This window comes from Pseudomonas sp., from assembly GCF_050739995.1.
Taxonomy (GTDB): domain Bacteria; phylum Pseudomonadota; class Gammaproteobacteria; order Pseudomonadales; family Pseudomonadaceae; genus Aquipseudomonas.
Genome location: NZ_JBOICG010000624.1, coordinates 1 through 11292 on the forward strand (window position 1 = coordinate 1; position 11292 = coordinate 11292).

The 11292-nt window shown below is 55.6% G+C and carries 15 protein-coding genes; 11 read left to right on the forward strand and 4 right to left on the reverse strand.

The genetic code is table 11. From position 1 onward, the window contains the following. Positions 1 to 356: 356 nt before the first annotated feature. The 10 genes from ACRESD_RS21060 to ACRESD_RS21105 all read left to right on the forward strand — a co-directional run bounded on the left by ACRESD_RS21060 (position 357) and on the right by ACRESD_RS21105 (position 8496). Positions 357 to 866 (forward strand): fimbrial protein, encoded by a 510-nt coding sequence (locus ACRESD_RS21060; protein ID WP_431752668.1) that lies wholly within the window; start codon positions 357 to 359, stop codon positions 864 to 866. Between the two features lie 50 nt (positions 867 to 916). Further along, the gene (locus ACRESD_RS21065; RefSeq protein ID WP_431752669.1) at positions 917 to 1471 is read left to right on the forward strand and encodes a fimbrial protein; all 555 of its coding nucleotides are present in this window, start codon (positions 917 to 919) and stop codon (positions 1469 to 1471) included. Between the two features lie 19 nt (positions 1472 to 1490). Then, positions 1491 to 4097 (forward strand): outer membrane usher protein, encoded by a 2607-nt coding sequence (locus tag ACRESD_RS21070; RefSeq protein WP_431752670.1) that lies wholly within the window; start codon positions 1491 to 1493, stop codon positions 4095 to 4097. Then, the gene (locus ACRESD_RS21075; RefSeq protein ID WP_431752671.1) at positions 4094 to 4855 is read left to right on the forward strand and encodes a fimbria/pilus periplasmic chaperone; all 762 of its coding nucleotides are present in this window, start codon (positions 4094 to 4096) and stop codon (positions 4853 to 4855) included. The genes ACRESD_RS21070 and ACRESD_RS21075 overlap by 4 nt, the downstream gene beginning before the upstream one ends. Before the next feature lie 18 nt (positions 4856 to 4873). Beyond that, positions 4874 to 5446, forward strand: coding sequence for a fimbrial protein (locus tag ACRESD_RS21080; RefSeq protein ID WP_431752672.1), 573 nt, complete (start codon positions 4874 to 4876; stop codon positions 5444 to 5446). Between the two features lie 10 nt (positions 5447 to 5456). Further along, positions 5457 to 5951 (forward strand): fimbrial protein, encoded by a 495-nt coding sequence (locus tag ACRESD_RS21085; protein ID WP_431752673.1) that lies wholly within the window; start codon positions 5457 to 5459, stop codon positions 5949 to 5951. Between the two features lie 13 nt (positions 5952 to 5964). Continuing rightward, positions 5965 to 6444, forward strand: a complete 480-nt coding sequence (locus ACRESD_RS21090; protein WP_431752674.1) for a fimbrial protein — start codon at positions 5965 to 5967, stop codon at positions 6442 to 6444. A gap of 11 nt (positions 6445 to 6455) precedes the next feature. Next, on the forward strand, positions 6456 to 7004 hold the full coding sequence (locus ACRESD_RS21095; RefSeq protein WP_431752675.1) for a fimbrial protein: 549 nt from the start codon (positions 6456 to 6458) through the stop codon (positions 7002 to 7004). 99 nt (positions 7005 to 7103) lie between these two features. Then, on the forward strand, positions 7104 to 8075 hold the full coding sequence (locus ACRESD_RS21100; RefSeq protein ID WP_431752676.1) for a fimbrial protein: 972 nt from the start codon (positions 7104 to 7106) through the stop codon (positions 8073 to 8075). Between the two features lie 136 nt (positions 8076 to 8211). After that, positions 8212 to 8496: a hypothetical protein gene (locus tag ACRESD_RS21105; protein ID WP_431752677.1), complete on the forward strand. Its 285-nt coding sequence runs from the start codon at positions 8212 to 8214 to the stop codon at positions 8494 to 8496. 9 nt (positions 8497 to 8505) lie between these two features. On the opposite strand, the gene ACRESD_RS21110 is transcribed toward ACRESD_RS21105, so the two are convergent. The 4 genes from ACRESD_RS21110 to ACRESD_RS21125 all read right to left on the reverse strand — a co-directional run bounded on the left by ACRESD_RS21110 (position 8506) and on the right by ACRESD_RS21125 (position 10895). Next, on the reverse strand, positions 8506 to 8736 hold the full coding sequence (locus tag ACRESD_RS21110) for a hypothetical protein (protein WP_431752678.1): 231 nt from the start codon (positions 8734 to 8736) through the stop codon (positions 8506 to 8508). Positions 8737 to 8814: 78 nt separating this feature from the next. Further along, complete coding sequence (locus ACRESD_RS21115; protein ID WP_431752679.1) at positions 8815 to 9729, reverse strand: c-type cytochrome; 915 nt, start codon at positions 9727 to 9729, stop codon at positions 8815 to 8817. Further along, complete coding sequence (locus tag ACRESD_RS21120) at positions 9726 to 10373, reverse strand: c-type cytochrome (RefSeq protein ID WP_431752680.1); 648 nt, start codon at positions 10371 to 10373, stop codon at positions 9726 to 9728. Before ACRESD_RS21120 ends, ACRESD_RS21115 begins: the two co-directional genes overlap by 4 nt. Before the next feature lie 171 nt (positions 10374 to 10544). Further along, a complete protein-coding gene (locus ACRESD_RS21125) occupies positions 10545 to 10895 on the reverse strand; it encodes a hypothetical protein (RefSeq protein ID WP_431752681.1) in 351 nt (116 codons plus the stop codon). A gap of 212 nt (positions 10896 to 11107) precedes the next feature. Here ACRESD_RS21125 and ACRESD_RS21130 point away from each other — a divergent pair. After that, positions 11108 to 11292: DUF1883 domain-containing protein (locus ACRESD_RS21130; RefSeq protein WP_431752682.1), on the forward strand; the 185-nt coding region annotated here is incomplete at its 3' end.

The following is an 11292-nucleotide window of genomic DNA, read 5'->3' on the forward strand; positions in this document are numbered from 1 at the left end:
CTCTTACACATTCCGACACACTCAAACTACGCAATTAAGCGAATCTGGCGACTTACTTTCTCAAGTACAGGCCGGACAATTACCTGACTTCGAAAAAGTCCCGCAATAGCAAAGCAAATAGTTGGAAAAATCCAACCGCTCAAGCTGGAATCGAGCGATTGCAGGGCACACATGAGCTTCGCATTAAACAATGCAAAGTGTGATCGCTGCTCTAGAGCGGGACAGATCGAAGTAGTAACAACAGGCTCTGAATGGCGCGGACCATTGCTACATGCCTGGTAAGTCCTTCTTGCAACTGAGACAGGATTTCTTAATGACTTTTACTAATAAATGGGTCTTTGCAAATGAAAACTGAAATGAAAACTGCGCTGTTGGCTATCAGTCTGCTCGTGGGTTCGGTGTCCACTGCTCAAGCGGCAGATGGAACGGTTACGTTTTTGGGGTCTGTTCACTCAGGAGCTTGCTCTATCAAGCCCGAGTCCGTGGATCAGTCTGTTCACCTAGGGGCGATTGCAAAGCATCAGTTGCAAAACGGTGGGAAATCCAATGCCCGGCCTGTATCGATCGAACTTGAAGGCTGTGATTTGACAGGCCTTACCGACAACACCGTGACCACTACCTTCACCGCTGCGCCATCAACTGCAGTTCCTGGTGCAATCGGTGTTGTGGGTGGCGCGGGCAACATCGGCGTCATGGTGACGCATGGCGGTACGCCAATTGAAATCGGCGTGCCGACCAAGCCACAAGCCATTGTCGCCGGTGATAACACACTGCAGTTCGGTGCCTACGTTCAAGGTGCTGCCACAGGCGCCATCGTGCCTGGTGATTTCACTGCGGTCACCAACTTCACCCTGGCTTATCAGTAAGTATTTCCCCCGCCATTCAACATGGCGGGGGAATCTGGTGGGAGATAACGGTGAATACATCCATAAACCTCGCTATTACCACTTCACTGATGATGTTCATCAGTCCTTATGTGATTGCGCAGGGTCAAGGCGATGGTGTCGTCACACTGGGCGGAGAGATCATTGATTCCGCCTGCGGCCTGGAACTGTCCAGTGTAGATCAAACGATCGAGATGCCTCCAGAACCCATCGGCCGGCTTTTACGAAATGCGTTGGGCGCGCCACACCCTTTCCAACTGCGCCTGGTCAACTGCTCGTTGAGCCGTCCTGACCCGAATCGCCCAGGTGCAAGTCTGCCTGATTGGGAACATCTGCGAGTCACGTTTGACGGCCCTCGTGACAGGGACGGTCGCTCGTTCGCTGCCTCAGGTCTTTCACAAGGGGTTGCCTTTCATATTTGGGATGCCGCGGGTCAAGAGAGTGTCCCGGGGGAGCGAATGGCTCCATATCCGTTGAATGAAGGTGACATAACACTGAACTACACGCTCCGCCTGGTTGGCAATGGGCTGCAACTTTTGCCCGGTGCTCACAACGCTGCAGTGCAGTTCAAGTTGGAATACTTTTGAACATTGATGGGTTGCTTTCATGCCGAATGCGTCGAAGATCAAAAATACGCTCCGCCCGTGTCTGCTATTTGGCGGATTGATATCCCTGGCGGGAACGGCTTTGGGGGCTGGGGATATAGAATTCAATACCGACGTTCTTGATCTCAGTGATCGTTCTAATATTGACTTGTCCCAGTTTGCACGCAGCGGATTTATTCTGCCGGGCACTTACTCAATGGTTATCCAGATAAATAATCAGCCTATTTCCGAACAATCAGTGGCGTTTTACCCACCCGATGATGATCCTAAAGGAAGTGAGGCCTGCTTATCACGCAACCTAGTAGAACAGTTGGGTCTGAAGAAGTCTGAGACTGCCAAAATTACTTGGTGGAAAGCCGGGGAGTGCCTGGATGTTCAGGGCCTGCCAGGCATGGAAGTCAGTGGCGACTTGGCCACCTCCACACTGAACATCAATATCCCCCAGGCCTACCTGGAATACAGCGCCATCAACTGGGACCCGCCCTCCCGCTGGGATGAAGGCGTGCCAGGACTGCTGGTTGACTACAACATGACTGCGCAAAGCAGTTACCAAAAGAATGACGGGGCCAGTAACAACATCAGCGGTAACGGAACACTGGGGGCCAATGCCGGGGCTTGGCGACTGAGGGCCGATTGGCAGGGGCGGGTTGACCAGGATCGTGAGGAGTCGTCCAGGCGTCAGCGACTGGAATGGAGTCGTTACTACGCATACCGCGCAATCCCTGAGTTGAAGGCGCGGTTGGTGGTGGGAGAGAACTATCTGTACTCGGATCTGTTTGACAGCTTCCGCTTTACCGGTGCCGCGCTCAACTCGGATGAAAGCCAATTGCCACCCAACTTGCGTGGTTACGCGCCGGAAGTGGTCGGAGTGGCTAAAACCAATGCGAGGGTCATCATCAGCCAACAAGGACGCGTGCTCTATGAAACGCTGGTCGCTGCCGGGCCTTTTCGTATTCAAGACCTGAATGACGCGGTGACGGGCCGGTTGGATGTAAGGGTCGAAGAGCAAGATGGCTCGGTACACACCTTCCAGTTCGACACCGCAGGCGTGCCCTACCTGACTCGTCCCGGCCACGTTCGCTACAAAGTGGCTATGGGACGACCGTCCAACCTGCATTACGGTGCCGATGATGATTTTTTCGGTACGGGGGAGTTTTCGTGGGGCGTCAGTAATGGCTGGTCGCTGTATGGCGGCGGCATGACGGATAACAACTACCGTGCACTGTCTGTCGGGGCAGGCCGTGATCTGTTGGCATTCGGCGCCCTCTCGCTGGACGTCACTCACGCTCGCGCAAATGTTTGGAATGAGACGTTCTCGGGCAAATCATACCGTCTCCAATACTCCAAGAATTTTGAAGAGTACGACAGCCAAATAACTTTCGCCGGTTATCGATTTTCCGAAAAGAACTATTTGAGCATGAGTGAATACCTGGATGCCCGTCATTACGGAATGAATGGTGAACTTGCCGGACGCGATCAATTCGGAGAGCTGCCCAAGGAGTGGAGACCGATCGGCGATAGCAAGGCACTGTATACCGCGACGATCAATAAACAGTTTCGTGATCTGGGCGCCACCGTATACGCCAGCTACAACAAACAAACTTATTGGGGGCGACCGGCCACACAGCGTTGGAACTTAGCAATGTCACGCTACTTCAATGTCGGGACCGTCAAAAACATGAACCTATCCCTGAATATGCATCGCACTCAGGAATACAACTATAAGGATAACGGTGTCTCGCTGACGGTCAGCCTGCCGTTTGGCCGCACCGGCACACTGTCGATGGACGCCAACAGAGCCAAGGGCAATAACGGCCTGACAACACGCTACAGCGACCGTCTTGATGAGCGTAATAGCTACCAGCTCAGTGCCAGCAACCAGGCGGCCAGCGGCTACTTGAGTCATATCGGCGATCAGGCTGACATCGACTTGGCCGCCAGCAAGCAAGAAGGCGGTTATTCCAGCCTCAGTGTGTCCGCGCGCGGCGGTGCCACGCTCACGCCCTATGGCGCGGCACTGCATCGTACCAACAGTACCGGTGGAACCCGCCTGATGGTCGATACCGGCGGTGTACCCGATGTGCCGATACGCGGTTACGGCGCAACCACCCGCAGCAATACCTTTGGTAAAGCGGTGATTTCCGATGTCGGTAGCTACCTGCGCACTGCGGCCAGTGTCGATCTGGAGAGTTTGCCGAGCAATGTCGAAGCCACTCAATCCGTCACACAACTGACGCTCACCGAAGGCGCGATTGGATATCGATCCCTCCCTGTGATTGCCGGTGAAAAAGCAATGGCTGTTTTGCGTCTGCCAGACGGCAGTTCACCGCCCTTCGGTGCAACGGTGAAAAACACCAAGCAGCAGGACACCGGCATCGTGAATGACGGCGGCACTGTCTACCTGAGCGGCATCCAGGCCGGCGAACAAATGATCGTCAGTTGGGGTGGCGCCGAGCGCTGCACCCTCACTCTGCCGGTCGTTTTACCCGTTGACGGCCTGACAGATGCCCTGCAACTGGGCTGCCGGATGGTAGCCATTGATCAATCCTCGCCTGAGCCAGCGTCGTTGACTGGCAAGCGTACCGATACGGAGAAAACATCCTCATGACACTGAACACACGCTTCACCCTATCGGCCTGCACGCTGCTGGTCCTGGGCTTGAGCCAGAACCTCAATGCCGCTGTTGGCCTGGACCGTACCCGAGTGATTTTCGATGGTGGCAAAGAGGCTACCAGCGTGAACATCACCAACAACAACACTCAGTTACCGTATTTGGCCCAAGGTTGGATTGAGGACGAAGATGGCCAGAAAATCACTTCACCCTTGATCGTACTGCCACCGGTCCAACGCCTGGAACCTGGCAAACAGAGCCAGTTGAAAGTGCAAGCATTACCAGCGGCCAAGTCGTTGCCGCAAGATCGAGAGACGGTCTATTACTTCAACCTGAGGGAGATTCCACCGCGCAGCGATAAACCCAACACCCTGCAAATTGCGCTTCAAACCCGGATCAAATTGTTCTATCGGCCGCAAGCCATCACCCCTAGCCAGCAAGACCTTTCCAACCCATGGCAGGAAAAGCTGACGCTTACCCGTGAAGGCGAACGTTATCAGGTGAACAACCCGACGCCCTACTACGTGACACTGGTGGATGCGCGCAACGCCAAGGACGGTAAAACCGTACCGGGTTTCGAGCCTTTGATGATACCGCCCAAAGGGGCGTTGACCTTGGGGCCAACCGCTAAAGAACTCGGCACAACCCCGTACCTGGCCTACGTGAACGATTACGGCGGACGCCCACTGATGGCCTTCAGTTGCAGCGGCAACATCTGCAAGGTGAACCCGCAAGCATCGACGCCTAATCAGTAGCACCGGCCGGAGAATGTCATGAAGTCGCACAACATGAAGCTCTTGGGCGGGCTGTTGCTGGCCTCTATGGAGGGCACGCACGCCCAGGATGTCGAGGGCATGATCGGGATGTTGAACATCAGTGGGGCGATGCATGAAACCCCGTGCAGCCTGGAGATGACCTCACTGCATCAAACGATTGATCTGGGTGTCGTCTCCACTAGCCAATTGCAACGTCCTGGTGATCAGGCCAGCCCCGTCGCCTTTCAACTGCGCTTCTCCGATTGCCAACGCAAAGCCGGCGGCATTCGCAGTGAGCGTACGGGGAACCTGGTGTGGAGCGCCTTTCAACCCGTGGTGTCGGTGGCGTTTTACGCGCCCGCCGACGCCGATGACCCACGGTTGGTCAAAGTGCAAGGCATCACAGGAATGGGGCTGCGCCTGACGGATGCCTTGGGCCGCGATGTACAGCTGGGCTCCAGGGGCGAACCTTTGTTTTTGCCACTGGGCAGCAACACCCAGACCTGGAATGTTCAGCCCACCCGTACCTCAGCTTCCTTGACCAGCGGGGCATTCAGGGCCGTGGTGGATTTCAGGCTCAATTATGAGTAAGGGCAGAACGATGTCGAAGTCAACCGGCCCTCGGGCCGCTCTTATAGGGGGCAGCCTGTTGTGGGCCGCCAGCCAGGGTGTGCAGGCGGAGACCAGCCTGACTATCCGCGCGGTGATCATCGCGCCTCCACCGTGTGTCATCAACAGCGGCACCACGCTCAATGTACCTTTTGGCAACGACCTTCTGACGTCGCGGGTTGACGGGGTCAATTATCGGCGAGACGTGCCCTATACCGTCACGTGCGACTCCCCCTTCAGCAATGAGCTGACCCTGGAACTCAAGGGCACAGGCGCTTCGTTTGACAGTGGCGTGCTCATGACTCGCAAGGCGGACCTTGGCGTAAAGCTGTTTGTGAATGGCGCCGACTGGCCTTTGAACCGGGCCGTGAATTTCACCTACCCAAACTTTCCGGTCGTGCAGGCAGTGCCCGTCAAACGGGCAGGCAGCACGCTGACGGGAGGGGCATTTGATGCGACCGCCACGCTGGTGGTCGATTATCAATGAAGAGGAATGATCAATGAGATGCTGGCAGCTGCGAGCATTGCTCGCTGTGTGTTCCATCGGCCTTAGCAGCGGCGTATCGGCCAACCTGACCTTCAGCGGGACGCTAAACGAGCCTCCTCCCTGCACGATCAATGCGGGCAATACGATTGAAGTCGACTTTGGCGATGTGGGCGTAAAGCGAGTCGACGGAGTGAAGTACCGCAGAGGGCTCGGCTACACCATCAATTGCGGCCCTTCCACCCTACCCTGGGCGCTGAAGTTGAGTGTCAACGGCACAGCGACGGCGTTTGATGGCGCAGCGGTACAGACCAGTGTGCCTGCATTAGGCATTCGCCTTTTTCAGAACAGTGTACCGTTTCCACTCAATACGCCGTTGGACATCACCCTGTCGTCGCCGCCGGTATTGGAAGTCGTACCCGTCAAACAGCCCGGTGCAACCCTTCCCCCCGCAAGGTTTACAGCGGTAGCCACGCTACTGGCTGAATACGAGTAGGAGCAGCGTCTATGCGACATGAAATGAATCATAAAAGGTGGTCATGTGCCTGGCTCGCATTACTGCTGACCTTCGGCGTGATGCCAGATGGGAGCGCGGCGGACAACCTGAGTTTCAAGGGCAACCTGGTTGAAGAGGCGTGCACCATCCGACCAGGTGACGAGGCCATCACCCTTGAACTCTGGGACGTTACCAGCAAGCACCTTTACATCAACACACGCACACAGGGTAAGGGGTTCAAGGTGCATCTGGATAACTGCGACACCACGATCGGTAACACCGTCACCATCCAGTTCGGCGGTACGGAAAACATAAAGTTGCCGGGTTTGTTCGCGCTGGATGGTGGCAGTGGCGCCTCGGGGATTGCGGTCGGACTGGAAACGCCGAGCAACAAGCCATTGCCCTTGAATACCGTCAGCGACGAACAGGTGTTGAGCAATGGCAGCAATGTGATTGAGCTCAAAGCCTATGTGCAAGGCGAGCCGGATGCGATCAGGGACCAAACCATTGGCCACGGCAGGTACACGGTGAGTTCCACTTTTACTCTGGACTACCCATAACAGTCTCAGACAAACCTCAAATCTCTTTTGGGCGACTTGAAGGCACGAACCAAAAATTCGCTGCAGGACGCCTGCGTGGAGAGGCAACGAGAGATCAACATGAAACGACTTTATGGCGCCATGGCGCTTCTTGTTTTGATGGGTATTACTGCGAACGCGAAGGCAGCTCAATGCCGAGTGAATGGCGGACCATGGCAACAGGTGGACATTGGCGGAACGCTGAACCTGCAGGTTCCCGTGACCGTCCAAGTGGGTTCGGATACAACTCGTATCCTTCTGGAAGGCGTGAGGCTGGAGTGTCGGTTTACGCCTTATCCGGGTTGGCCAGCCAATAGGGAGGATTACTGGGCAACATCGATTCTGGCTGGACCAGCCTGGACCCCCGGTCCGAAATTCGCCAACCAAGGCACCGGTTTAAGAATAAACGGGACGTACTACAACACCCCTGTACCGGATAACATTCGAATTGCAACCATGCCGAATAACGCCATCGGCGTCCCCATCAACGTGACGCCCTACATTCTGATACGTAACAACCCGACAAACCCTATCGACGTCCGAATAGGAGACGTCCTTGGCGTATTACGCCTTAGCCAGACAAACAATTATGACGCAGGCAGGACAGGGCTTTCGCTCACATACACCGCCGCCAACAACTTTTCCATCTCCCCATCAACTTGCACGATCAACAACAACAATCCCATCGAGATCAATTTCGGCAACGTTCATCAGAGGGCAATCGGCACCGACCCATTGACAACCCCCATCAGCAGTAATCGCAGGCTCACCTACTCATGCCCGGATGGCGGGATTACGACGCCGATAACCATTACTTACAAAGGTACACCCTCAACGTTCGATTCGCGCCTCTTGAGAATGACCAACTCGGACGTCGGTACAGCCATGATCCGTGGGGGAGTAGCAGTTCTAGTCAATGGTTCATTCAGGACCCAGATTACCAACAGCGGAGGCGCAGACGATGTGACGTTTTCCCTCGTTCGCAGAAATGGGTCCATCCCCGCTGCCGGGGCGGTGAGCGGCAGCGGCGTACTGGTAATGGGAGTGCCGTGAGCCACGCGAATGGCTAAAACTGAGCAGTCGAGGATGTTATTTCCGAGACTGCTCAGATGGCCGTTGGCTATAATCTCTCGCATCCGGCCCACGACAGTGCCTGCGCCCCTCCAACACCTCGATGGCGACCCCCACCATGAACAAAATCCTGGCACTGACAGCAGTACTGGCACTAATGACCGGCTGCACCACCACCTCCGACACCTACCTGAAAAACGGTGAGCAGGGGCTGACCATAGATTGCTCGGGTGAGGCCAATTCGTGGGCCAGTTGCTACGAAAAAGCCGATGCATCCTGTGCAGGCACCGGTTACCGCATCGTCGGCACCGAAGGTACGCCGTCACTGAAAGAGGCCGATAAGACCCTGGGTAAAGACGTCGGCAACTTCAAAAGTCGCAGCGTCGTCGTGGTGTGTAAATAAGCGATAGGCCTAAAGGTGGACTTCGGCAAACTTGATGCCCAGACCACGCAGTGTTTCGATCAGGTCATCCAGTCGTGGGAATGACTCGACCTCATCCTGTTCATCCACCAGAAAGTAACTGCGACCGCCGCTTTTTTTGAAAAATACGATCCATTCGCCCAGGTCGGCAGGGTTTTGAATGACATGGGTGGCCGAGATCTGGCCTTCGGCATGGCGGGCTTTGACGTGTTCACGCTTCATAACGGGCTTTCCAAAAAAGACAAATGCCGCGCAAACCCAAGGGCTTGAGCGGCATCTTTACATTGAATACCCGCTAGTTTAACGGATGCCCTGCCCGATCAGCACGCCGTCTACCTTTTGCCCGTATAGATTGACGCCATCATTGGCGTGAAACTTCAGCCGGGTCTTCTCTATCGAGCCCTCCACCAACCGTGGATCTTGCGGGCGCTCGTGACTGTTCACATACGCCGCGACATCCCAAGCCTGTTGGTCACTCAGGCTGCCACCCTTGCCCAATGGCATGTTGTGTTTGATGAAAGACGCTGCCGTGTTGATCCGATGCATTCCGGCGCCCCAGTTGTAGGAGTCTTTACCCCATAGCGGCGGCATGGCGAAGCTGTCACCGACCTTTTGCCCCTGCCCTTCAGCGCCGTGACATACCGCGCACTGCCCTTTGTAAACCTCAGCGCCCTGGGCCAGGTTGTAACCTTTGGCCGGTTGTACCACATCGGGATAGCCGCGCCCTGGCAGCTCGACTCCCAGAGGGGCTTTGCTGGCCAACCAATAGCCATACACAGAGAGCGCCGTAATCTCGGGACTGTCCGCTGCAGGCGGAGTGCCGCCGTTCATGCTGAACTGAAAACAGCCTTGCAGGCGCTCCGCGAAGGTATTGACCTTGTCGTTCTTCTTTCGATAGGCCGGGTACATCGGGTAAGCGGCCCACAGCGGTGCCGAATTCGCGAGGCGTCCCTGATTCAAATGGCAATTGCTGCAGTTGAGTCCGTTACCGACAAACTGCGGTGCCAGGCGTTTAGTGTCGACAAATAGCGCGTATCCCTGCCTGACCAATTTGCCATAGGCATTGTCGGGCAGCTCACTCTCTTGAGGCGGTTGAAACTGAGCGACGGCCGTGTGCGCCGTAGATGGCTGTAATTGAGACTGGTCTTCCATGGCGATCGGTGCGGCGTGGGCAGGCAGCCCCATCAGCAGACCTGCAAACATATAAAGCTTCATGGCTTGGCCTCCGTGCTCAGCGACGCGAAATACTGGGCGACGCCCTGCACTTCCTCGGGGGTAAGGGCCTTGGCGACATGCCCCATCAAATCATTGGGGTCATTACGGCGGCTGCCGTTCTGCCATGCCATCAACTGTGCTGCGAGGTAAGCAGCCGGTTGCCCGGCCAAAGGAGGGAAAGCATCCCCCACACCGGCACCCGCCGGGCCATGACAACTGACACAGGCCGGAATCTGCCGCTCCCAGGCACCTTGCAGGGCAAGTTTCTGTGCTGCATTGCTGGGCATTTCGCTGCGATGTACCGTCGCGGGCGCGGTGAAAGGCATGGCCGCGACGGCTTGGCTCACGGCTGCGATTTGCGCTTCATCCAGGGCTTTCGCCAGCGGTTGCATCACCGGATTACTGCGAGCGCCGCTGCTGAAATCAGCCAACTGTTTACGCACATACTCTGCCGGCAAACCCGCCAATCGGGGGAAACCTGCGGCGGCAAGGCCCAGCCCGTCGGCACCATGACAAGCCACACAGGGCATCGCGTCCGGCTGTGAACCGCCCTCGTTGAAAATCTTCTTCCCATCCAGTGCATGGGCATTACCCAGCAGCAGTAACAGCGCACTGCCTATCAATACTCGTTCCAGAGACATCATCACGGCTCCATTTTTATAGTTATATGCTTAGTTCTTAAGTGCATAAGCCTACAAATGGTAGGGTAATGATCCTATTGCTACAACACCCAAGCGCTACGCAAAAAAAAACCTGACGTTGCGTTTGCAACGTCAGGCTTTTTTATCGGGTTCGAGCGTGTTGCAGACTGGGCCTCAACCGGAAATACAGTCCTCACCGGCTTTCTTGATATCGCCCGGACGAATCGGCACGTTGGACATGCTTTCATAGAGTTTGATACTGCTGCCGCTGGAGCGCTCTTCAATCTCGAAGATCGCCGAAGGGTCAGCCGAGAATTTCTGCGGCACAATCACCTGCACACCATCCTTATGCGGTTCGATTTGTGGCGGCCGGCGAGTTGCAGCCAACTTGCGCACTACACAGGCGGCATATTCCGGTGGCTTTTTCCCTGAAATGACCACCAAGGTGGGCGGGGTCTGCTTGATATCTGCAACCGAAGCACACCCACCTAACGCCAAGGCCAGAACCAACACACTCCACTTCATACTTAAACCTCCGATAAAGACCCTACGACAGCGGAGATAGGAAATTTCTCCCGCCAAAGTAGGATTTATCCCTAAAAACTCGGTAAATAACTGTTTTAAATTGTCGAAGTCGTCGACGACGGCCCGATAATAAACGCGCTGGGGCTGATAAACTCTATCTTAACCTACGTATCATTCTGATTTTTCAGAAAAAGCCCTTCTGGAGACACCCCATGAAATTCATTCACCAGCGCGAGCACCTCAACGAGGGAGACATTGTCGTCATCGAATGCTCGCAGACCTGCAACATCCGCCTCATGAGCGACGCCAATTTCCGCAGCTTCAAAAATGGCGGTCGCCACACCTACCATGGCGGCGCTTTCGATAAATTCCCGGCGAAAATCACCGCGCCCAGCAC